The following is a 25109-nucleotide window of genomic DNA, read 5'->3' on the forward strand; positions in this document are numbered from 1 at the left end:
AACTCGGCCACTTTTGAGGCGTAAACCGGCCACTTTTTAATCAGAAACGGCCGTGTTATTTTAAGCAAATAAAAGAATTTTATTCAATAGCACATACAACTGCACTGGTGAAGACAGAAATGCCGTGGCAAAAATATTCCACACGGGCTATTCGTCGACCTCTTTCTTCAGCAGCCGCACCATAATTTCTGCCGCGTTGTCGGGGGCTATTCTGTCGCCGAGCTTCCTGCGCACTTCGGCATATCCGTCGAGCATGCTGTTGCGACAGGTTCCGTCGGGCAACAGACGCGACAGTTCAGCGGCAATGTTATCCACAGAAAATGTGTCGGCAACAAGCTCCCTGACCACCTCACGATCGGCAATAAGATTGACAAGCGAAATATATCTAACCTTCAACAAATGCTTGCGGAGAAAGGCGATGACCTTTGGTATCGGCGTTTCGTAGCACACCACCTGCGGAACATTGAACAGAGCCGTCTCAAGAGTGGCTGTTCCGCTGGTGACAACAGCCGCACGCGAATGAGCGAGCAGTTCGTAAGTCTGCCCGTAGACTATTTTTACGGGCTGTCCGGATATGAACCCGGCATAATAGTCTGCACTTATCGACGGCGCTCCCGCCACCACGAGCTGATACTTGTCGGCAAAGCGCGAGGCAGCCTCTATCATGGCCGGCAGATTGTCCTTTATCTCCTGCTTGCGGCTTCCGGCCAGCAAAGCAATGACAGGACGGCGTGAGTCGAGCCCGTTTTTAGAGCAGAACTCGTCGTAAGAATCGGTGTAGGTCTTCAAGAATCCGCTCACCTCGTCGGCCGTAGGATTGCCCACATAGTGTATCTTGTAGCCGTGCTTGCCCTCAAAGAAGGGCACCTCGAAAGGCAGAATGGAGAACAGCTCGCTGACATCACGCTTTATGTTCTTTATGCGGTACTCTTTCCATGCCCAAATCTTTGGCGAGATGTAATAATACGCAGGTATTGAAGTCTTGGCATGCAGAAACTTGGCTATGTCGAGATTAAAACCTGGATAATCAACCAATATCACCACATCAGGGTGCCACTCGATTATGTCGCGCTTACAGAAAGCCATGTTTCTGAAGATGGTTCTGAGATGCAGCAGGACAGGCACAAAGCCCATATATGCCAAGTCGCGATAGTGGCGCACACGCATGCCTCCGGCAGCCGACATAAGGTCGCCTCCGAAGAAACGGAACTCAGCCTCGCCGTCGACTCTTCTGAGCGACTGCATAAGCCGCGACGCATGAAGGTCGCCACTTGCCTCACCGGCAATAAGATAATATTTCATCTGTAAACAAATATGATGTTTCTAAATCCACAGCAGGGCACACGACAGATGCCGAAAGCCGACAAGACCGCAGCCCCGGCACATCAGCAAAACTCGTCGGCACAATCCTTCAGACGTTCGAACATGGCATAGTCGGTAACGTCGATTGTGGTGGGAGTTATGGCCACATAACCATGGTTGAGAGCCCAGTTGTCGGTGTCGGTTGCTTCAGGCTCATCGTTGGTATATTCACCCACAAGCCAATAATAGTCGTAACCCCTGGGATGACGGGCGCGAACGACCTCATTTCCCCATGTACCCTTAGCCATTCGGCATACCTTTACGCCGTTAAATTCAGCAGTCTTGGGGAAGTTTACGTTAAGGCACGTTCCCTTTGGCAGACCTTCGGCCAGCACCTTGGCCGTAATCTTTCTGACGATGCTGCGCAGAGGCTCAAAGTCGGCGTCGTCTCTATAGTCGCAGAGAGAGAAGGCAACAGAAGGAATATACTTCATGCAACCCTCGCGCGTAACGCCCATTGTGCCCGAATAATGAGAATTGACAGAGCCGTTGTCGCCGTGGTTGATGCCGCCGATGACCATATCGGGACGGCGCGGGCAGAGCTGGCTCAGCGCCAGTTTGACACAGTCGACGGGCGTGCCGTTGCACGACCACACCTCAACGCCCTCACGCTTGCGGCGCAGCTTGAGCCTCAAGGGAGTGGTTGCAGAGAAGGCTGTGGCAAATCCTGAACGTGCCGACTCGGGCGCGCAGACAAGGATATCGCCTAAATCAGAGAGCATGTCTATCAGCGAGTTAAGTCCCTTGGCATGGTAGCCGTCGTCGTTAGAAATAAGTATTAATGGTTTCATAATTTTCATAAAAATCATTTTCTTTCGGCTACAAAAGTACGAAAAAAGGTTTAAAACAACTATTTCTCACATAAAATATGTATTTTTGCAAAATATTTTTGGAAGGAGCAATTCTAAAACGAGCAAATAAAGACATTAGATTTAGGACACCAATATAAGACAAATGGGAAAAATTATCGCATTAGCAAACCAAAAAGGAGGCGTGGGAAAGACAACCACGACAATTAACTTGGCTGCATCCCTCGCCACACTGGAAAAAAAGGTTCTGGTAATCGATGCCGACCCGCAGGCCAACGCTTCGAGCGGCCTCGGAGTCAACACGAAAGACGTGGACTGCTCGCTGTACGAATGTATCATCGACCATGCAGACGTACATGACGCCGTCTATACCACAGACATTGACGGACTTGACATTATGCCGAGCCACATTGACCTTGTGGGAGCAGAAATAGAGATGCTAAACCTTGAACACAGAGAGCAGGTGATAAAAAACCTGCTGCAGCCGATAAGGGGCGACTACGACTATATCCTGATTGACTGCTCGCCGTCGCTCGGTCTGATAACGGTGAATGCCCTTACTGCCGCCGACTCTGTAATAATACCTGTTCAATGCGAATACTTTGCCCTTGAGGGAATAAGCAAGCTGCTGAACACGATAAAGATAATAAAGAGCAAGCTGAACCCGAAACTCGAGATTGAGGGATTCTTGCTGACTATGTATGACAGCCGCCTGCGCCTGGCCAACCAGATTTATGACGAGGTGAAGCGCCACTTCCAGGAGCTTGTGTTCAAGACCGTCATACAGCGTAACGTGAAACTGAGCGAGTCGCCAAGCCACGGACTTCCGGTTATTCTTTACGATGCCGACTCAACAGGAAGCAAGAACCATCTGGCACTGGCAAAGGAGATTATAAACAGGAACAAGTAAGAAGATTATGGCCATTAAGAAAAGATACAGCAATCCGCTCGGACGCGGACTCGACGCTCTGATATCTACCGAAGCCGTGCGCCCGCAGGGCAGCTCGACCATCAGCGAGATATCAATTGAGCAGATAGAAGCCAACCCTAACCAGCCGCGACGCGAATTTGACGAGGAAGCTCTCAACGAGCTTGCCAACAGCATACGCGAGATAGGCATCATTCAGCCGATAACGCTGCGACAGGTTGACGACAACAGATTTCAGATTATTGCCGGCGAACGCCGCTGGAGAGCATCGCAGATAGCCGGACTAAGGGCTATACCGGCATACATACGCACCATCAAGGACGAAAACGTGATGGAGATGGCTCTCGTTGAGAACATCCAGCGCGAAGACCTCAACGCGATAGAAATAGCCCTGGCATACGAGCACCTGCTGACTAACACAGGAATGACGCAGGAGAAGGTGTCGGAAAGAGTGGGCAAAAGCCGCACGGCAATATCAAACTATCTCCGCCTGCTGAAGCTGCCTGCACAGGTGCAGATGGCGCTGCAGAACAAGGAGATTGACATGGGACACGCACGCGCGCTGCTGGCGATAGACAGCCCGTCGCTGCAGGTGAAGCTGTTCAAGGAGATACAGAAGAACGGCTACTCTGTACGCAAGGTGGAGGAAATGGTGCAGAAGCTGAAAAACGGAGAAGACATAGTCAGCGGCAAGAAGAAGATAGCATCTAACCAGCAGATGCCCGAAGAATTCTCTACACTGAAACAGCATCTGTCTGACTTCTTCAAGACTAAAGTTCAGATGACCTGCTCGGCCAACGGCAAGGGCAAGATTAGCATTCCGTTTGCCAACGAAGAAGAGCTTGTGCGTATAATGAGCATGTTTGACAAACTGAAAGAACAGTAAGATAAAGCTGTGGATACAAGCAGACATCTAACATATTACCTGTCAAGACTGGCAGCGGCCATATGCATGCTTGCCGTGATGATGCCGTGCAGCGCGCTCGGAACGGGCGACAAGGACACCATCACGGTCAACGACACGATCATGACGGTTGCGGCAGAAAACGACAAGCAGATAAGCGACACGATAAACAAGGTTGTGTCTGCGGCCGACTCTGTCAGCATGAGGATGCTGTCGGCAAACGACTCTGTAAAGAAGAAAAAAGAGAAACGCGACTGGAGCACATGGAGGCCAAACGCCAAAAGAGCCATGTGGCTTGCCATCGTGATACCGGGAGCTGGACAAATATATAACCGCAAATACTGGAAGCTGCCTATTGTGTATGGCGGCTTCATCGGATGTCTTTACGCCATAAGATGGAACAACCAGATGTACAAGGACTACTCGCAGGCCTACATGGACATCATGGACAACGACCCAAGCACTGAGAGCTATAACCAGTTTCTGCATCTGGGCAACACCATAACGGAAGAGAACAAGGAACAATACCAAAATCTGTTCAAAAAGCGTAAGGACTTCTACCGCAGATACCGCGACCTGAGTGTATTCTGCCTCATCGGCGTTTACGCCCTGTCGGTAATAGACGCGTATGTCGACGCGTCACTGTCAGAATTTGACATTTCAAAAGACCTGAGCATGAAGCTTGAGCCTACGATAATAAACAACAGGTCGTCACTGAATCCGCTTAAATCATCGTCATTGGGACTTCAGTGCTCTATAACCTTCTGAAAAAAGATTTAAATTATAAGATTCTGTATATAAACATTTTATGAGAAAGAAAGTTTTTATAATCATTGCCACGATGCTTTTCGGAGGTAACTGCGTGATGCAGGCTCAGAACGAAAAGGATGAAATAATTGTGACTGACAATGACGGAAAAGAAGAAACAATTGACTTGCCTGAGGCTATGAACTATGAAGTTGACAGCCTCCTGAACTTATACTATTCAAAAACTTACTTACAGCAGGACGAAGACTGCAACTACCGTGACGAGAACAGAGATTACCCGAAAGAGGTGTACATCGAGCGCCTCAGCAGGCTGCCGAACGTCATGGAAATGCCATACAACGAAATTGTACAGAAATTCATCGACAGATACACCGGCAGACTGCGCCATTCGGTAAGCTACATGCTGGGAGCATCAAACTTCTACATACCTATATTTGAAGAGGCTCTCGAGGCCTACGGACTGCCGCTTGAACTAAAATATCTGCCAGTAATCGAGTCGGCATTAAACCCTAAAGCCACATCTCATGCAGGCGCTGCCGGACTGTGGCAGTTTATGGTGGCAACGGGCAAGCAGTACGGACTGGAAATCAACTCGCTTATCGACGAGCGCAGAGATCCCATTAAATCGTCTTATGCAGCTGCCCACTATCTTAAAGACCTTTATAATATCTTCGGCGACTGGAGCCTGGTGATTGCTGCATACAACTGCGGACCGGAGAACATAAACAAGGCCATACACCGCGCCGACGGACAGGCCGACTACTGGAAGATTTATCCTTACCTTCCACGCGAGACCAGAGGATATGTGCCGGCGTTCATTGCCGCAAACTACGTGATGAACTACTACTGCGAGCACAACATCTGCCCAATGCGCACCACACTGCCGGCCAAGACCGACACCGTGGTTGTGTCAAAGGATGTTCATCTTAAGCAGATTGCCGACGTGTGCGGCATTGACATTGAAGAGCTGCGCACGCTAAATCCGCAGTATCGCCGTGATATCGTCAACGGCAACAACAAGCCGTCGGTGATACGTCTACCGGCCAACGCCACAAACACATTTATCGCAAACGAAGACTCTATCTACAGATACGAGACTGACGCGCTGCTCACCAGACGTTCGCTGGTGGAAGTTGAAAGCAGCAAGTACACGACAAGCACAAGCAGCACACGCAAGAGCTACAGCAAGAGCAAAAGCAGAAAGAGAAAATCGTCAAGACGCTCAAGAACAAGAAAGAAGAGCGTAACCGTAAGAAGCGGAGACACATTGTCTGAGATAGCAGAAAGGCACCACACTACCGTAAAGAAGCTGCGCCAGCTTAACGGTATAAAAGGAAACAACATACGTGCCGGAAAGAAAATCAGGGTGAAATAAAAAAGGCGCTTCACCTGCATACCTTATTAATAATATCTGGAGAAACCAATTATGGACGAGCGTAACAACATTGACAAAGAGAGAGAAATTGCTGAGGAAAAGTTGGTCGGTGATGCTTTTCAGCGTCTGCTGAACGACTATTTGTCCACACGCCACAGAAAGAAAGTTGACATAATAACTAAAGCATTCAACTTTGCCAAACAGGCACATAAGGGCGTTAGACGCTTGTCTGGCGAACCATATATAATGCACCCAATAGCCGTGGCCCAGATCGCATGCAGCGAGATGGGGCTCGGCTCTACCAGTATAAGTGCGGCACTTCTGCACGACGTGGTTGAAGACACCGACTACACGGTTGAGGACATAGAGAACATCTTCGGCCCTAAGATTGCGCAGATTGTGGACGGACTGACAAAGATTTCAGGCGGAATATTCGGCGACCAGGCGTCGGCACAGGCAGAAAACTTCAAGAAGCTGCTTCTGACCATGAGCGACGACATACGCGTTATCCTAATTAAAATATGCGACCGTCTGCACAACATGCGCACGCTTGACAGCCAGCCGGCAAACAAGCAATACAAGATTGCCGGAGAAACGCTATACATCTACGCGCCGCTTGCCAACCGCCTCGGACTGAACAAGATAAAGACCGAGCTTGAGAACCTGAGCTTCAAGTTTGAGCATCCCGAAGAGTATAAATCAATAGAATCTAAACTGGCAGACACAAAGGCGTCTCTCGACAGTCTGTTTGACGACTTTACAGGTCCAATAAAGCAGGCTCTCGACAGGATGGGACTTGAATATGAAATAAAAGCCAGGGTGAAAAGCCCCTACTCCATCTGGAACAAGATGCAGAACAAGCACGTAAGCTTCGACCAGGTTTACGACATTCTGGCTGTAAGAATAATCTTCAAGCCAAAGAAACGGGAAGAGGAAGTCAACGAATGCTTCAACATATATGTGGCGATAAGCCAGATATACAAGTCGCACCCCGACCGTCTGCGCGACTGGGTCAACCACCCCAAGGCCAACGGATATCAGGCTCTGCACGTAACTCTGATGAGCAAGCAGGGCCGATGGATTGAGGTACAGATACGCTCTGAAAGAATGGACGAAGTGGCAGAACAGGGCTTTGCCGCACACTGGAAATATAAAGAAGGCGACGAAATTACTGAAGACGAAGGCGAACTTAACAACTGGTTGCGCACCATCAAAGAGATTCTTGACGACCCGCAGCCCGATGCAATGGACTTCCTCGACGCTATAAAGCTCAACCTTTTTGCATCAGAGATATTTGTATTTACCCCCAAAGGCGAGATAAAGACCATGCCGGCAGGCTGTACGGCCCTCGACTTTGCATTCCAGATACACACATTCCTCGGCAGCCACTGCATAGGCGCCAAGGTAAACCACAAGCTCGTGCCGCTGAGCCACAAGCTGCAAAGCGGCGACCAGGTGGAAATTCTCACCTCAAACTCGCAGCACGTGCAGCCATCATGGATAAACTTTGCATCAACGGCAAAGGCTAAGGCTAAGATACAGGCAATATTACGCCGCGAAGCCCGCGAGATACAGAAGCAAGGCGAAGAGATTCTGTCTGAATTCCTTAGCAAGCACTCGCTGGAAATCAACTCGTCTGTAATCGACAAGCTGTGCGAATTCCACGAGGTGCAGAAACCGGACGAACTGTTCAAGGCCATAGGAAAGAAGAATATCATACTCAGCGATAAAGACATCGACGAGATTAACGGTAAGAGGAAGCAGAACTCGGCCGTAACATGGCGAAAGTTTGTGCCGTTTCTGGGCAAGGAAAAGAAGAAAGGCAACGAGAACAAGAAGCCAAACTACTTCATCGTAAAAGAAGGCTTCAACCGCAAAAAGCCTATATATATCACAGACGACAACATAAACCAGTTCATCTTCCCTGACTGCTGTCACCCCATACCCGGCGACGACGCACTAGGATTTATCGACGGCAAGAACCGCATTGAGATACACAAAAGGTCGTGCCCCGTTGCAGCAAAGCTAAAATCTGGATACGGCAACCGCATACTCGATGCCAAATGGGACATGCACAAGAAACTGCTCTTCGATGCAGTAATAGAGATAAAAGGAATAGACAGAATCGGCATGCTCAACGAGGTTACCCAGGTTATATCCGACGAACTTAACGTAAACATACACAGAGTGACGCTGTCGTGCGAAGAAGGAATATTTGACGGAACACTCGAACTGAGGATACACGACCGCGACGACGTCAGGACTATAATGGGAAAACTGAAGAAAGTAGAAGGACTACAAGAAATAAAACAAATATTATAAACAACTTCCGGCTGACCATACACAGCCGGCGTAACAGCCGGCTGAGGCAGTCGTGCCCGTATGGCACAGCCTGTCAAAAAGCACAACTATGAAAAAACTATTCATCACTATCATTGCGGCACTGGCCGCATTTACGGCAAACGCAGCCAACCCTTATGACAATCCCGACACACTGGTGGTTTCGAGAGACGGCACCGGCCAGTTCAGAACCATCAACGAGGCCGTTGAAGTGTGCCGCGCATTCATGGAATATCACAAAGTAATATACGTAAAGAAAGGCGTATATAAGGAGAAAGTGATAATACCGTCGTGGCTCACCAACATCGAAGTGTGCGGCGAAGATGCTGAAAACACCATAATAACCTACGACGACCATGCCAACATAAGGCTTGAAGACACCAACAAGCCCATGGGAACATTCCGCACATACACCGTCAAAGTGGAAGGCAACTATATCACATTTAAGAATATCACGATAGAAAACAATGCCGCAAAGCTTGGACAGGCCGTAGCACTTCACACAGAAGGCGACCATCTCGTGTTTGTAAACTGCCGCCTGCTGGGCAACCAGGACACAGTGTATACAGGTCTGGCCAACACCAGACTATACTTTAAGAACTGCTACATCGAGGGAACAACCGACTTTATCTTCGGTCCGTCAACGGCATGGTTTGAGGGCTGCACCATACACAGCAAGCAAAACTCTTACGTCACAGCAGCCTCAACGCCTGCAGACGTGGCTTTCGGCTACGTGTTCAACCGCTGCAAGCTTACAGCAGCCGAAGGCGTTACAAAGGTATATCTCGGACGTCCGTGGCGCCCTTACGCCTTCACGCTGTTCATGAACTGCGAGCTTGGCAGCCACATTCTGCCTGCTGGATGGCACAACTGGGGCAAGGCTTCGAACGAAAAGACAGCACGCTACATGGAATACAACAACAGCGGTGCCGGAGCAACAACGAAAGAAAGGGCACCATGGAGCAAGCAACTGACAAAAAAAGAGGCTGCCAAGATAACAGTTGACAACGTCTTCAAGATGGACAACAGCTGGATACCTGAAATATAATCAAACAGACAGATACAGCGGCAAAGATCAAGACAATCTGCCGCAAAACTTATATCACACAACATGATAAAAGCCAGACAGCAACAACAATCCGTTGCGATGTCTGGCTTTTATTTTTATGCAATCAATACCACCCAACAAAACAGCCCGGCACAAAAGTCTCGGCAGAAAAACCTTTACAAAATTTATGTTCAGAGTTTTCTGCAAAATAGAAAGCATAATTATAATAATTGTTAAGTCGATAAATATAACGCACCAATTTCTATAACATTTATTTGCATATCCGACACTTTCTTGTCCTCAAAACAGCAATTTAAGACGCCAAAACTATTGCTTCTGGCATGAAAAATGTACTATCTGCGGTGCATAAACCTATGGTTTTTGATGAGCAAACGGCCCAGTTAGCTTTTTTAACAATCGAGAAGTATCTGCAACAACGACATAAGCCGCTAGGAATCAGCACTTTAGCAAGTACGAACGAATTTACGGCCTTTTTCAAAAATAATCCTATTCCGTTAGAAAAAAGCCTGTCTGAAAGCGTCAAAATCAAAAAGTTTTCTGTTTTATATCCTCCCTAAAGGGCGCAACATCACAACCAAGACATGGCGACAAGCCAGAAACAAATCCGGCACTGCGTTTTACTTTGCCGATCAACAGCAACAACAGTTTCCTATTCTGAATCAACTCAACATCCGTAGCCCATACCCCATATTTGTTACATAAGCAGCAGCCCACACGTTAACTTTTATTATGAATCAGACAAAGTCTTAACCGGCCCATCCTGACACCAAGCCCACCTACCATATATATAATACAACCTAAAGAATTGCCAAAATACAACATTATTTAAGCAAAAAACTAAACACAAAAGCATTAAAAAATAAGCCAATAAATCAAATATTAAGGTTATATAACAAAATAAATTATCCGACAAACATCAAAAAAAAGTGTTTTTATTTGTCTTGAATTTAAAATTATTGTATATTTGCACATAACAAATCTACTTTAACCGGCAGAAATCTACTTGGCCTACTGATAAAAATACCATGAAAACGGCCATGAAAAAATAGAGCAAACATATAATCATATATAGAGAAACACTAACTACTAACAATTAAAAATAAAACATTTATGCATTTACTAACAAGAAGAATCCTATTGGCATCAATGCTGCCTGTAATATGCCTTTCTGCATTTGCGCAAAAGGTAATTACCGGTACGGTGAGAGACGCTAACGGGGAACCAATGATCGGCGTTACAGTCCTTGTCGACGGAAAAGCAGGTGCTATAACTGACATCAACGGTAATTTTAAGATTCCTAATGCAACAGAGTCGACCAACCTTAAAATTACCTACATCGGCTATAAAGACCTGAATGTAAAAGTAGGCAACAGTTCCACACTAAACCTTGTCATGCAAGAAGACAACCAGGCACTTGACGAGCTTGTTGTTGTAGGATACGGAACCATGAAAAAAAGCGACCTCACAGGATCAGTGAGTTCACTAAGCACGGAAGACGTAACAGCCAAAGGAGCCGCAACAGTCATGGAAGGTCTTCAGGGTACCGTTCCTGGTGTCAACATTACAAAGAACTCAAGCCGTGCCGGCGGAGACTTTGATATTGAGATTCGCGGAAAATCATCTACAAACTCTGACACTAAACCTATTTATGTTGTTGACGGAATAATCTGCGACGACATCAACTTCCTTAACCAGCAAGACATTGAGCGCATCGACGTTCTGAAAGACGCATCGTCAACCGCGATATACGGTTCACGCGCCACAGCCGGTGTGATTATGGTTACAACCAAAGGAAGCCTTAACATCGGCAAGAAAATGAGCAAGCCGACCATCTCATACGACGGCTATTACGGCGTATCAAAAGTTGCACGTATGCCTGAATTCCAGACCGGACAGCAATTCTACAATTACCGCTTCCTGAAGTTCCTTTCTTATGGACAAGGACAGACCAACCTGGCCAACCCGATGTACATCATGGGCAATTTTGATCAAATGGCACTGGTTGACGGAGACGGAAATTCTATCCTAAAACAGATTATTGCAGGAGGACAGACCACTGACTGGGCAGATCTGGCAACACGCAACGGAACACAGCAAAACCATTACGTGGCCATAAGCGGAGCGTCTGAAAGAGTAAACTATCATGTCGGACTCGGCTACAACCAGGAAAAAGGTATCTATGTAGGCGACAGCAGAGACCAGTTCAGCTTCAAGGGCAGTCTTGACGCACAGATCAACAAGATTATCAGCGGCGGATTCACCGTAAACATGGCTTATATCAGAAACGAATATGCAAACGATGACGCCATAGAGCTTGCCTACAGGCTCAATCCGTTCTGCCAGCCATATTCAACACAGCCGGACGAAAGAAACGGATATATCTATGATGCCAACGGAAACATTCCGGAGGAAGGATATACCGGCTACTATTACAACCAATACGGACAAATATATAAAAACTACTATCCAGGCAACTCTGTAGCCATGGGTACGGCCTCGTCAACAGGCCACCAGTTCTCAGGACAGTACAACCCGCTCTACCTGATGGACGTATACACACACAAGCGTCAGACATGGCGCATGCTCGGCAATGTATATCTGCAAATCAAGCCGATAAAAGAACTCACGTTCAAGACAACATTCTCGCCAAACTTCACTTATTACCGTGACGGTGTTTTCACCGACTATGTACTCGACTATGCAGGAGCCACAGTAGTAGGTACAACCGACACCAACGGAAACCCTGTAAACACGGCAAGTCTTGCAACGTCACGCAACATACAATGGACATGGGACAACATCCTTACATTCGACAAAGTGTTTGCAAAGAAACACGCCGTTAACCTCATGGGACTGTTCTCTATGATGGCAAGCGACACCGAAGCCACCAATCAGGCTGCACAAGGTGTGCTCGACGGCTCACTTTGGTACAATCTGTCATCAGGAACCATTGACCTTACCAATACGAACAACTCTTTCAGTGAAAACAGTATGATTTCATACGCTCTTCGCGCCAACTATACCTTCGACGAGAGATATATGCTTACCGCAACTGTGCGTTGGGACGGCTCTTCAAAATTTGAACCAGACCAGCGCTGGGGATGCTTCCCGTCTGTTGCCGTTGCATGGCGCGCGTCACAAGAGAAGTTCCTTCAGAACGTAAAATGGCTCTCTAACTTAAAGGTAAGACTTTCATATGGTGTAACAGGTAACAACACCGGCGTAGGAAACTATGCTACAAGAACAACAGTAGCCGGTCCGGTTTACTATCCCTTCGGAAGCACTTACGTAAACGCTTTCTATCCGAGCAGCATCGTAGACAGATTCCTGACATGGGAAGAGTCTAAGGAAATCAACTTCGGTATCGACTTCGGCTTCCTCAAGAACCGCATCTTCGGTAGCGTGGATCTGTATCAGAAGACCTCAGACGACCTTCTCTACTCTGTAGAGCTTCCGCTCGAAGCCGGAACAGACAGCGACGGCAACCCCATGAAGCTTAACACAAACGTAGGAAGCGTGCAGAACAGAGGTATCGAATTTGCTGTAACCGCAATTCCTGTCATCACAAAAGACTGGCGCTGGGATATCTCTTTAAACTATGCACGCAACATCAACAAGGTGAAAGAAATCAACGGTTCAGGTGCAAACCTGCCTAACGACAACCTTTTCATCGGATGCTCTATCAACAACGTATACGGATATCACTGGGCCGGCATCGTAACCGACCGCGACATGATTGTGCCTAACACAGAAATAGCCGTGGCAAAAGGCCTTACACCAGGCTCAACAATGAAAGAATATGACTATTACAACATTTGCTACGGACTGCAGGAAGGCAACCCGATTATAGAAGATGTCAACGGCGACGGAACTATCGACGACAAAGACAAGAAGGTTTACAGGTCAGACCCGTCATGGACAGGAAGCCTCACAACATCTCTGTCATACAAGAACTGGGACTTGTCTGCATCACTTTACACCAAGCAGAACTATAAGGTGTACTCTGACTTCTATGCACAATATCTCGACTATAAAGACCGTGGATGGATGCACCTGAATGTTGACTATTATATCCCGGCAGGAACACTTATCGACTGCGACGGTATTAATCCCGACGGAACATACATCAACCCGGTATACCAGCAGACCACACACTACGGTGCATATCCTTTCCCGAACGACGGAAACACTGCAGGTCTTAACGGAACACATGCCTTCAACCGTGACGGCTCACAATGCCAGGCCATCACAGACGCGTCTTTCGTAAAAGTAAAGAACATTACTCTCGGATATACGTTCCCGAAGAAATGGATCAACAAGATCGGCATCAGCCATCTGCGCCTTTATTGCACAGTAACCAACCCGTTCGTATGGACCGACTACAAAGGATTTGATCCGGAATGGGCCGGAGGCGGTGCAGAAAACGATGGTCCTAGCACTGTTACATGGGAATTTGGTGCAAGTCTTAAATTCTAACTTCAATAATCAAGAAAAATGAAAAAAATATCATATATCATAACAATGGCTCTTCTGGCACTGATGTCGGCCACAAGCTGCTCGGACTTCCTTGAAGCAGAAAACAAGACAGCCGGAGGAGACAAAATGGATCCTGAAACATATTTCAGGACAAAAGAAGGACTGGAGTCTTTCAGGGCATATGCATTCCTTTCTTTAAAGAATCTGGCTACGGCATTAAACATCAACGATGACGGCACAGACCTCTATATGCCTTGCCGTGGTCAGGGTGCATCAGTATTCCAGGATTATTCGCTGACCGCTGAGACAGACGAAGTGAAAGACTACTACGTTGCATGTACAGGACTTATAAATAATGCCAACGGTCTTATCAACTACAGCGGAGAAGAATACAAGAGATATCGTGCAGAAGGCCTATTCCTTAGAGCTTACGGATATTATCTCATGACACAGCAGTTTGGAGCAGTGCCCTACTCTGACACCTACATTCAGAGCGCAAGCCGCGACTATCCGCGCACAGACCTCGAAACTATTTACACCAACTGTGAAAACGACCTTCAGGAAGTTATCAACTCAAGCGAAATTCCTGAAATAACACATGACGGCTCTGTAAATAAAAAAGCAGCACAAGCCCTGCTCGCAAAAATATATCTTGCACACGGCTGGGACTGCAACACTACTCTCACTGACGAAAATGCCGGCACATACACCATAACATCAAAAGAAAACTTCGAGAAGGCAGCACAGGCTGCCGAGGCTGCCATCAGCGGCATACCGCTCACACAATCGTTCGAAGACAAATGGCTGCCGTCAAACGAGGACACCAATCCCGAGACATTCTTCGCAGTTCAGTATGACAAGGCAGGATGGCCCGGAGACATAAGCGACGGCGGACATGAACTCGACATCTACTACAGCCACTATTACGGCGACGTAGCTCAGGGACAGAAGTATTCAACCTCTAACAAGGCTCTCAACACACGCTCTCTGGCACTGTGGGAGAAAGGAGACACACGCTGGGACGCTACATTCATGACAACAATGTATCAGTATGACAACAGCGTGGCCGACTGGACTAAATATGGATACTTTGCATACTACAACACAAGTGTTGACAAAAACACATTGCCAATATTTGCATACTATGCTCCAACTTATGTTTCTCAAGCCGAATTTGAGGCATATCTAACAGCGCACAAATCGCAGTTTGTACGCGACCCGAACAAGCATCCGAAGGAGCCTCATGCCAACCTGCTCCACGACGGACAGATATTTGTCTACAAGTTTGACGCAGAAGGCAACTTCCTTACACCGACGATAACCAATCAGAACCTCAATGACAACAACAGAGGAACATCTTTGGAAACAACGCCGTGCGTTAAGAAATGGGACGACCCGACCGCATCTATGGGCGGAAAGACCATCAGCTACCGCGACATCGTAGTCCTCCATGCATCTGAAACATATCTTACTGCTGCCGAGGCCTATTATATGGCAGGAAACGAAACTGCGGCCCTTGAGAAAATCAACGCAGTGCGCGACCGCGCCGGAGCACCTCATCTTAACAGCCTTGCTGACTATGAAGTAAGCGTCATGCTTTCAAACTTCACTCTGCTTGACTTGATTCTGGACGAGCGTGCACGTGAATGTTACGCAGAACAGACCCGCTGGGTTGACCTTCGCCGTACACGTCAGCTGGTTCGCTACAACGTGGCATACAACTATTTCGTTACAAATGCCGAGGATATGAAAAACATTAAAGGAGAGACAAAATGGTATCGTCCTATCCCGACATCTGAAATTTCAGGCAACGACAGCATGACTGAAGAGGACCAGAATCCCGGCTATTAATAGATTGACTTTAATAACATAAAAAATGAAAGCAATGAAAAAGAAAACATATTTATTCTTAACACTGATAATGGCCTTGATGACTTTCAGCGCATGCAGCGATGACGACGATGAAGCTGTAGGGACACAAAACCCGGAACAGGAAGTTGCAGGAACATATATCGGCACATGGAACCAGAAGCTCACAAACTCATCTGGCGAGCTGCAAGATGAAAACGAAGCTACAGGAACAATAGAATTGTCTGCCAATAGACAGTGGGTTGCCAATGTAACACTGAAACAGGCCGATCCTGTTGTCAAAGAAGAAATATCAGATGTAGCAAACTGTTCGGGAAACAGCACTTCGGGATATATCCTGACAAATAACAAAAGTGCAAACCTCGGCAATTTCAGCGCCAAGGTAACTAACGGCGAAATTACATTTATATATGTAACGACCATAACCGAAGGCAGAAAGACCTACACTTCGACAAATACGTTTACAGGAACGCTCACTACTGCAGAATAACCAAAAGAAAATGTATGCTGCAAATTCAAGGTTTGCAGCATACATATAACAAATATTTAAAAGAAAACTTTATAATAACTTTATTAATCACTAAAATTAAAACTTATGAAAAAAATTTTATCTTTATCACTTGCCCTTATGGCAGGAATTTGCGCCAGCGCGCAGAACGTTTGTACAATTGACGCCAAAGCATGGCTGACTGAAAAGGGCGCAGCTGACCCTACTGCACTGACAGCCATCGACGCAAACTCTGTTATAGTTGACAACGAAGACGTTACAGTTTCAACAGGTGCTGCTGATCAGTACAAAGCTGTGGATATCGCATTCAACGGTTACAACAAAGTACGCTTTGGTGCAGACAAAGACGTTGACTGCTCTGACTTAGGTCTTCAGGGAAACAGCAACCCTAAAGGAGCCGGCGGTGAGGATCCTGCAAAGAACTTCGTACAGCCGGGAACAGGCGCTTACTATGTAGTAAAGGCTAAGAAGGACGGTTATTTCTATGCTGTTTTAAAGGCTTCTTCAAACAAGGCATACACTGTATTTGAAGAAGGCAAATGCCTTTCTTACACTCTTGCTATGAACATTGCTGATGACGCTGACAAGAACGCAGACCCTATAACAAACGGCGTGCTTACATACACTCTGCCAGCTGACGAGGAAGGTTTCTATGACCAGAGCAACGGTACAATCCTTTGGCCTATTCAGATTTATCACAACAACAATGCTGAAGCTACATCTGCCGGCAATGGTCTTGGCGTAATCATGTTCAAGGTTTATGCAGACTGCAACTATGTATTCAACGCAGTTGGTTCAAAAGCTTCTTTCAAAGGCTTCTGCTACAGCGAGAATCCTGTTGACGTAAGCATCGTTGCAGAAGACGGTTCTACTCTTAAGTTGCTCTCTGGCGGCAGCACTGACATCACAGAGATTAACACCGACAAGAATGACGTTGATGCTCCTGCATACAACATCGCCGGACAGCGTGTTAACAAAAATGCAAAGGGTATCGTTATAATCAATGGCAAAAAATACGTTAATAAATAAAGAGCCAGACTAAAATTCAAAGTTAATAATTTGATTTTATGTATTGAAAGGATGCCAGGACACTGTGAAGTCTCCTGGCATCTGCTTTTATTCCAAATTGCTTTCATTAAGATCCGGTAGAATTATTGTCTTAAATTTAGCGTATAGTCATTTGCTTTTTCAGAGGCATAGCGGTCTATTTCCACAAAAAGCAGACAATAGGATAATAACAGGAAACAACATGACGTATGAAAGCATCTATATTTTTGTAGAATTAAATCATGTACGGAATAATGATTTAATGGGATTTTCTAATAAAGAATTTATTTTTCGGTATACTACTTCATGTCGGATAACAGCCTGTATCCACTACCGACACATCAAACCTCAACGCATACCCTCAAGATGTACGATTAGGTGTATATCAAGGTATACAAGCAACTGAAGACATATGCAGAAAGCAAGGCCGGAAAGTTATCTTGCGAGGTATTGCAAAAACAATACTACTCAAGATAATCAAGCTGCTTTTTGAGCAGCTTCAGTTCGTCGCGCACCTTTATCAGACTCTCCATAACACGCGCATTGCCGTCAACAGCCTGTTTGTTTTCACGCAACATCTTACGCGCAGCCGACAGCTTAAAGCCCCTGACCTTGACAAGATTATACACGACCTTTACATTCTCAATGTCGGCCTGCGTATACTGGCGCACATTGTTACCAGTTGTTTTCGGCCGCAACATCGGTATCTCCTTTTCCCAAAACCTCAGCATGCTCTCGGGCACGTTGAGCATGGCTGCCACTTCCTTTATCGAGTAATAAAGCTTAAGATTCTTTTCTGTGTTCAATGCCATAATTCGTGGAAATTAAAATATGTAACGTCTGATGTTGCAAATTTATCATTTTTTTTTCATTTTCATGCTGTCAACCGAAAAAATAATACATTTCTTCAAGTTGCAGATAAAGACGCTGCCGACAGGATCATGCCGTCCTGCGACACAATAATTTGCCGCACAGACAACAGAATTGTATGTTTTACACAATTATTTAATGATTTATGGGATTTATTTTATAATTTTGCTCCCAAATAGGCATTTTGCCTTTATCGTGAAAAGAACAAAAACAAAATATAAAGAAAATGATGACAGCTAACGAAATCCGTGAATCGTTCAAAAAGTTTTTTGAATCGAAAGGACATCAGATTGTTCCGTCGGCACCGATGGTGATTAAAGACGACCCGACACTGATGTTTACTAACGCAGGCATGAACCAATGGAAGGACATCATACTGGGAACACGCGACCCCGAACCAAGACGCAGGGCCGACTCGCAGAAGTGTCTCCGCGTGAGCGGAAAGCACAACGACCTTGAGGAAGTGGGCCACGACACATACCACCACACCATGTTCGAGATGCTCGGCAACTGGAGCTTTGGCGACTACTTTAAAGAAGGCGCCATAGACATGGCATGGGAATATCTCGTTGACGTACTTCACCTCGACCCGGCCGACCTCTACGTAACCGTGTTCGAAGGCTCTCCCGAAGAAAACCTCAGCCGCGACGACGAGGCTGCTGCCTTCTGGGCAAAGCATGTTCCGGCTGACCACATAATCAACGGAAACAAGCACGACAACTTCTGGGAAATGGGCGACACAGGTCCCTGCGGACCTTGCTCAGAGATTCACCTCGACTCTCGTACTCCCGAAGAAAAAGCAAAGACACCGGGCCGCGAACTTGTAAACAAGGATGACCCACAGGTTATCGAGATATGGAACCTCGTGTTCATGCAGTTCAACCGTAAGGCCGACGGCTCTCTCGAAAAGCTGTCAATGAACGTAATAGACACCGGCATGGGCTTCGAGCGCCTTGTGCGTGCCCTGCAAGGCAAGCATTCTAACTACGACACCGACATCTTCCAGCCTATCATCAAGGAGATTTCACGCCTTTCAGGCATGGAATACGGCAAGGAAGAGAAAACCGACGTGGCAATGCGCGTGGTTGCCGACCACCTGCGTGCCGTAGCCTTCTCAATAGCCGACGGCCAGCTGCCGGGCAACGCAAAGGCAGGCTACGTTATACGCCGCATACTGCGCCGCGCCGTAAGATACGCATACACCTTCCTCAACCAGAAAGAGGCATTCATGTTTAAGCTCATGCCTACGCTGATACACGAGATGGGCGAGGCTTATCCCGAACTTACCGCACAGCGCGAACTGATAACCAAGGTGATAAAGGAAGAGGAAGAATCGTTCCTGCGCACACTGTCCAACGGCATCAACATGCTGTCTGACGCCATGCAGGAGGTTAAGGCCGAAGGCAAGACCGTGCTCGACGGCACAAAGGCATTCCGCCTGTTCGACACCTACGGATTCCCGCTCGACCTCACTGAACTCATCTGCCGCGAAAACGGGCTCAACGTTGACGAGAAACAGTTTGACGAGGAGATGCAGAAGCAGAAGGCAAGAGCGCGCAACGCCGCTGCCGTTGAAAACAGCGACTGGACCGAGCTGAGCCAGGGCGAGCAAAACTTCGTAGGCTACGACTACACTGAATACGAATGCCACATACTGCGCTACCGCAAAGTGACACAGAAGAAGAACACCTTCTATGAGCTCGTGCTCGACAACACACCATTCTACGGCGAGATGGGTGGTCAGGTTGGCGACTGCGGAGTGCTGGTAAGCGAGAACGAAACAGTGAACATCATTGACACCAAGCGCGAGAACGGACAGTCGATACACATCGTTAAGGAGCTGCCAAAGAATCCTGAGGCCGACTTCATGGCATGCGTAGACACCGACAAGCGCGAGGCAAGCGCCGCCAACCACACGGCTACCCACCTGCTCGACTATGCCCTGAAGCAGGTATTGGGCGACCACGTTGAGCAGAAGGGTTCATTCGTATCACACGACACGCTGCGCTTCGACTTCTCTCACTTCCAGAAGATGACCGACGAGGAGATACGCAAGGTTGAGATGCTTGTCAACGACATGATACGCCAGGACATACCGCTCGACGAACACCGCGACATGCCGCTCGACGAAGCCAAGAAGATGGGCGCCATAGCCCTGTTCGGCGAGAAATACGGCGACAAGGTGCGCGTGGTCAAGTTTGGCCCGAGCATTGAGTTCTGCGGCGGTATCCACGCCCACTCTACAGGCCGCATCGGCATGTTCAAGATAATATCAGAGAGCAGCGTTGCCGCCGGAGTTCGCCGTATAGAGGCCAAGACCGGAAAAGAGTGCGAAATGCTGATGTACGACCTTGAGGACGGAATGAAGGCAATAAAGGCTCTGTTCAACAACACCAAGGATCTGCTCGGCGTGATAGAGAAATATATCGAGGAGCACGACTCAATGAAGAAGAGCATTGAGCAGTTCCAGGCCGAGAGAGTTGAGAGAGTTAAGGAGAAGCTCATATCTCAGGCCCGCATCGTAAACGGAGTGAAGGTCATCGCTTCCACACTGATAATGAAGCAGGACGCAGCCAAAGACCTCGTGTTCAAGATACGTGCAGCCGAACCAGAGCGCATGCTCTGCGTTGTGGGAAGCACCTTTGACGGACGCCCCACCCTCAGCGTCATGATAAGCGAAGACCTCGTGAAGGAACACGGACTCAACGCCGGACAGATGGTGCGCGAAGCTGCCAAGCTGATAAAGGGCGGCGGCGGCGGACAGCCTCACTTCGCAACTGCAGGCGGAAAAGACATCGACGGACTGTCTGCTGCAGTAGACAAAGTGATAGAGCTGGCTAATCTTTAACAAGACCACAAGCCTGCTTTGCAATAAATTCATCCGGCAAAGCCCCAGGGCACAGCTGAAAATAGTTGCTGCAATGCAGGCTAAACCATAAAACAACATATGCCCCGACAGCAAAACATGCTGCCGGGGCATTTTCTTTTTACCGGATAATCACAAAAAATCACCTGATAATCACTCCTGTGTCAACCTCACTCCAACACCGGCAAAACCGCACTTGCACAATATGATTCTTTGGCGTAACTTTGTATACGTAAAAAAACAGGCCGGCAGCTTACGGACATGAATGTGCCGGCAGAGAGATAAGTAAGAAAAAGGGAACCACACCACCAATACACATAAAAGGAAATGCAAGATACCAAAAAGACAAACACAGATAAGACAACAATAGGCCTGCTGATAAATGCCAAGCTAAGAGAAAGGAAACAGTCTGTGGTGTGGCTGGCCGGCCAGTTGGGATGCAGCCGGACCAATGTTTATAAAATATTTGGGAAAAAGTCGATTGACACTGATGAGCTTATGAAAATATCAAGAATACTGAACTTTGACTTCTTTAAACTATATAGCGACAAGCTCAAAAACGGATAAAAAAAAGACTTCTTAAACTTTCAGATAAATAAAACCGACACGAGGTGGGCGCTTCTGCTTGATGCAGGGGCGCCCATTGCTTTATTTCAAATCGGTCATTCGGTCTGAATATTTGCTCTATATTAAGCTGATTTTCGTTATATTTTTTGCAGGAATAACGGGCTTTGCCAAGAATAGCGAACAAAAAGACGCAAACATGAACAATAATGACAGGCTGAAGCATGAATGCACAAAACAGATAAAGCTATGTGCAGTATTATGACAGATTGGGGTTAATATGGGCAGCACACACGCAAGCCACCAACACGGCAGACAACGCAGCATGGCGTCAGCGCGGGCTGATGCCTGCCCGCGCCCGGTCTAAAGGCTTCATTCTGCCCGTAAGCTCGGCAAACATGTCTTTGCCTACAATGCGCCCGCGGGGAGTCCTCACAGAAGGAAACGAACTGAAAAAGTCGTCGTCTGACACATACCAGTCATATCTGACAACGTCACGCGCACGGCTCATAGTCTTGTCTATCGCCGGCACATAACGCGGACTAACCACAGAGAGCAGGCATCGCCCGTCGGTCATAGCTACTGCCAAGACCACCCTCATGCGCTTACGCGCCTTGCCGGCAGACCTCTGTACGGCGTCCATCTTTGTAGAAACGCTTATGCTCCAGCCGTCGGCGTTTATGGCGCGCATCATCCTGCGGAACACCTCGCCGTGCGGCGACGTGTCCTTTATTCGCCTCGACGTTATGCACAGATGTATCATCTCGTGCAGCAGAACGTTCTTAAAATGGCGCTCGTCGGCATCATAATAGTTGCTCAGGCGTATTGTGTAGTCGGTGTACGACTTTGAAAACATCCTGCGCCTCACCTTGCACGACATACATCCGAGCTGCGTGCGCGAGCGCCCCACGGCAAATGCGGGCACGGGCAGACTGCCGCCGAAATAGCGCACATTAAAGTCGGCAAACCATTCTTTAAGAAGTTCTACGCTTACTTGCATGGATGCAAAGTTAGCACATCTGCGACACAAGAGCAAGCGCTGCGGCAACTTTTTGCATAAGCCCAAATCTGGTATTAGACCGCATATTACTTTATCAATTTTGTGCATTGATGTTGAATCACAATGCCCCAAATAGGGTTAAGGTGGGTTCTATAAATTCCCACGTATTATTTTTTCTTTCAATGGGCTTATGACTTTTTTCATCTTTTTGTTTTTATGCGGCTCATTTTGCAAGTTCATTCAGTCGTGTAGCCCGCTACACTCCTTTATTCACTTACAAAATCTTCTCGCCTAAAATCAAAAATCTGAAAAAGCGAATTTATATAACCCACCTTAAGCACGAAAGAATATTCTCTCCCCGACCGACAACAAACAAACCTGCACACCAACGCCGCAGCCATAAATATAATAGCCATGCCTTGCTCTATAAAAATTGTCAGCAGCATGACAGTTCATACTGCTGACAACAATATCTGTTCTACGCTGATGTCAATCAGACTTGCGCCGGCATGCAGCCTTATCTGTCATACTGATACGTTACGGGCACGCTGAACTTTAATCCGGACGACATCTCTACCGTAAGGTCAAACCAGAATGTGCCGTGGCCTTCAGGACGCTTGGTAAACCATAAAACTGTCTTATCCGAGTTAAGCAGCTTGGTGTCGGCATAAGATATGTTTTTAAGGGTGTCTGACACAACTGTTGCCCACGGATTGTCGATACCCATTTCGTCAGAAGGACTCCATCTTGACTCGATATATTTGCACAAGTTCTCGTTTTCAGGCTTATTCTTTTCTGCATCCACAACAGTATATCCGTTGCGTATAAAGTCATAATAAGAACGCCCGCAGAACAGCACGATGTCTGCCAGCGACGTGCCCTTGGGATGCTGCGCATCATAATCTGACCTACATGTTACGTCTATCTTTTTTATTGAGTCGCTGACAACAGAATCCAAAAAATAAAATCCCGGTACACGATAATAGGCCGTGTCACCAAACTCTCTTGCCACCTCTTCTGCCGCTTCATCACTATACCATTCACCAAGAAGAGAAAATCGTATATATGGATCGGTCTGTATACTGTCGTAAGTGTCGCTCATATAAAAATATCTCAACTGCTTTGCCTTTATATACACTGAGATGTAACTTTTTTCAGAAAACTTCGGAGTTCTTCCGGGATTGATATTATTATCATCATTATCACACCCATAAAAAAGGGCTACTGACACAACTGCACAGAAAAGCAGTTTAATATAATTGGACATTAATCTCTTCAACCCAGTTTCTTTTCGTGTCTTTTCCATAAAAATCCTCCTTCTGATTAAAACCAACAAAACAAACTTATATAATAAAAATGAATAAATAACCGCTAGTTTTCTCCAAAGATAAGAAAATAATGCTATATATACAACTCAGAAGTTAAAATATTAACAAAAAAAACACACAAATACATATAAATTTACACTGCAACAAATCACCTGAACAGATAAATATAACAGCCCAAAAACAAGACTGGCGCGCACATGATTGCACGCACAAAGCCCTTCAGACAAAGGTTTTGCACAGATAACACTCTGCAACACATTCTGGGCTTTACGCTTACACTCTGACTTTTGCTGACGCTCTCATACTGCGATATTCTGAAAATAAAATTATCCGGCCGTAAAAACCGGCAAAAATCGTGTGCAAACATAAGCAGCGACGCATCAGAACATTACAGACAATCTACAGCGTTGTGTGCAACGATTTTGCCTGAAAAACGGGCAAAAACCACTGCTTTTTGGCACCAAAAACGGTCAGTTAAAGATGAAAAAACAGTGCATTAACGCACAAAAAGCGGTATGTTAATCAGACAAAAACATGCCTTTAACGATGTTTTGTAAATATTGTTTACCTGCAAAACCATATTTCTGCCTAAGCATTTTCTATTTCGCATGAAAATCATGACATAAACACGATGACAAAATGAAAGGCAATAAAGCGTTGCAAGTTTCAAAAATAAAGAGCCATGCAAGACGCATGACAGATAACTGTAGGAACGTACCCAAGGTACGTCCGGATGATAAAGGCACAAGATTTATACAAAAAGGCGATGTGGACACACCTGGGGTATGTCCCTACAGGACATAAAAAATCCGGCACAGACGCCGTTGCGCCCATGCCGGATGTATATTCAAAAATATTAATAACACAAGACAGACGGCGTATTACTCCACGCTGTCTGATATAGCCTGCATTATCAGTGCCTCAATCTCCTCACACAGTTCAGGATTGTCTTTCAGCAGCGTCTTGGTAGCGTCGCGTCCCTGAGCCAGCTTGCTTCCCTGATAAGAGAACCATGAACCGCTCTTC

18 protein-coding genes and 1 pseudogene are annotated in these 25109 nt (G+C 46.8%); 13 read left to right on the forward strand and 6 right to left on the reverse strand.

Features of this window, described 5'->3' with window-relative positions:
• Window positions 1–147 precede the first annotated feature (147 nt).
• Both lpxB and surE read right to left on the reverse strand, forming a co-directional pair.
• On the reverse strand, window positions 148–1302 hold the full coding sequence (gene lpxB / locus QVO66_RS01595; RefSeq protein WP_021853628.1) for a lipid-A-disaccharide synthase: 1155 nt from the start codon (window positions 1300–1302) through the stop codon (window positions 148–150).
• Between the two features lie 83 nt (window positions 1303–1385).
• Window positions 1386–2162, reverse strand: coding sequence for a 5'/3'-nucleotidase SurE (gene surE, locus QVO66_RS01600; protein ID WP_021853629.1), 777 nt, complete (start codon window positions 2160–2162; stop codon window positions 1386–1388).
• A 154-nt stretch (window positions 2163–2316) separates the two neighbouring features.
• On the opposite strand from surE, the gene QVO66_RS01605 reads away from it, so the two are divergent.
• The 11 genes from QVO66_RS01605 (at window position 2317) to QVO66_RS01655 (ending at window position 17437) form a co-directional block, all read left to right on the forward strand.
• The gene (locus QVO66_RS01605) at window positions 2317–3081 is read left to right on the forward strand and encodes a ParA family protein (RefSeq protein WP_021853630.1); all 765 of its coding nucleotides are present in this window, start codon (window positions 2317–2319) and stop codon (window positions 3079–3081) included.
• A 7-nt stretch (window positions 3082–3088) separates the two neighbouring features.
• The gene (locus QVO66_RS01610) at window positions 3089–3985 is read left to right on the forward strand and encodes a ParB/RepB/Spo0J family partition protein (RefSeq protein WP_021853631.1); all 897 of its coding nucleotides are present in this window, start codon (window positions 3089–3091) and stop codon (window positions 3983–3985) included.
• A 78-nt stretch (window positions 3986–4063) separates the two neighbouring features.
• Complete coding sequence (locus tag QVO66_RS01615) at window positions 4064–4771, forward strand: DUF5683 domain-containing protein (RefSeq protein ID WP_370799489.1); 708 nt, start codon at window positions 4064–4066, stop codon at window positions 4769–4771.
• 40 nt (window positions 4772–4811) lie between these two features.
• Window positions 4812–6146, forward strand: coding sequence for a lytic transglycosylase domain-containing protein (locus QVO66_RS01620; RefSeq protein WP_021853633.1), 1335 nt, complete (start codon window positions 4812–4814; stop codon window positions 6144–6146).
• Between the two features lie 51 nt (window positions 6147–6197).
• Window positions 6198–8468 carry a RelA/SpoT family protein gene (locus tag QVO66_RS01625; protein ID WP_021853634.1) on the forward strand — a complete coding sequence of 757 codons (2271 nt, stop codon included), beginning with the start codon at window positions 6198–6200 and terminating at the stop codon, window positions 8466–8468.
• An 88-nt stretch (window positions 8469–8556) separates the two neighbouring features.
• The gene (locus QVO66_RS01630; protein ID WP_021853635.1) at window positions 8557–9534 is read left to right on the forward strand and encodes a pectinesterase family protein; all 978 of its coding nucleotides are present in this window, start codon (window positions 8557–8559) and stop codon (window positions 9532–9534) included.
• 341 nt (window positions 9535–9875) lie between these two features.
• Window positions 9876–10112 carry a hypothetical protein gene (locus QVO66_RS01635; protein WP_021853637.1) on the forward strand — a complete coding sequence of 79 codons (237 nt, stop codon included), beginning with the start codon at window positions 9876–9878 and terminating at the stop codon, window positions 10110–10112.
• 553 nt (window positions 10113–10665) lie between these two features.
• Window positions 10666–14031, forward strand: a complete 3366-nt coding sequence (locus tag QVO66_RS01640; protein ID WP_021853638.1) for a SusC/RagA family TonB-linked outer membrane protein — start codon at window positions 10666–10668, stop codon at window positions 14029–14031.
• 18 nt (window positions 14032–14049) lie between these two features.
• Window positions 14050–15882 carry a RagB/SusD family nutrient uptake outer membrane protein gene (locus tag QVO66_RS01645; RefSeq protein ID WP_021853639.1) on the forward strand — a complete coding sequence of 611 codons (1833 nt, stop codon included), beginning with the start codon at window positions 14050–14052 and terminating at the stop codon, window positions 15880–15882.
• Window positions 15883–15916: 34 nt separating this feature from the next.
• Window positions 15917–16390, forward strand: coding sequence for a hypothetical protein (locus QVO66_RS01650; protein WP_021853640.1), 474 nt, complete (start codon window positions 15917–15919; stop codon window positions 16388–16390).
• Window positions 16391–16495: 105 nt separating this feature from the next.
• Window positions 16496–17437, forward strand: coding sequence for a hypothetical protein (locus QVO66_RS01655; protein WP_021853641.1), 942 nt, complete (start codon window positions 16496–16498; stop codon window positions 17435–17437).
• Between the two features lie 482 nt (window positions 17438–17919).
• On the opposite strand, the gene QVO66_RS01660 is transcribed toward QVO66_RS01655, so the two are convergent.
• Window positions 17920–18267, reverse strand: coding sequence for a MerR family transcriptional regulator (locus tag QVO66_RS01660; RefSeq protein WP_021853642.1), 348 nt, complete (start codon window positions 18265–18267; stop codon window positions 17920–17922).
• A 284-nt stretch (window positions 18268–18551) separates the two neighbouring features.
• On the opposite strand from QVO66_RS01660, the gene alaS reads away from it, so the two are divergent.
• Window positions 18552–21173 carry an alanine--tRNA ligase gene (gene alaS, locus QVO66_RS01665; protein ID WP_021853644.1) on the forward strand — a complete coding sequence of 874 codons (2622 nt, stop codon included), beginning with the start codon at window positions 18552–18554 and terminating at the stop codon, window positions 21171–21173.
• A 345-nt stretch (window positions 21174–21518) separates the two neighbouring features.
• Window positions 21519–21758, forward strand: a complete 240-nt coding sequence (locus QVO66_RS01670) for a helix-turn-helix domain-containing protein (RefSeq protein WP_021853645.1) — start codon at window positions 21519–21521, stop codon at window positions 21756–21758.
• 328 nt (window positions 21759–22086) lie between these two features.
• On the opposite strand, the gene QVO66_RS01675 is transcribed toward QVO66_RS01670, so the two are convergent.
• The 3 genes and pseudogenes from QVO66_RS01675 to QVO66_RS01685 form a co-directional block, all read right to left on the reverse strand.
• Window positions 22087–22755: a SprT-like domain-containing protein gene (locus QVO66_RS01675; protein WP_021853646.1), complete on the reverse strand. Its 669-nt coding sequence runs from the start codon at window positions 22753–22755 to the stop codon at window positions 22087–22089.
• Between the two features lie 517 nt (window positions 22756–23272).
• Entirely contained in the window at window positions 23273–23872 is a 600-nt protein-coding gene (locus QVO66_RS01680; protein ID WP_288172434.1) for a hypothetical protein, read from the reverse strand.
• 1092 nt (window positions 23873–24964) lie between these two features.
• Window positions 24965–25109, reverse strand: a pseudogene (locus QVO66_RS01685) (recombinase RecA); the annotation flags it as partial.

Origin of the sequence: Prevotella sp. CAG:255, from assembly GCF_000431195.1 — a bacterium.
GTDB classification, from domain to species: Bacteria; Bacteroidota; Bacteroidia; order Bacteroidales; family Bacteroidaceae; genus Prevotella; species Prevotella rara.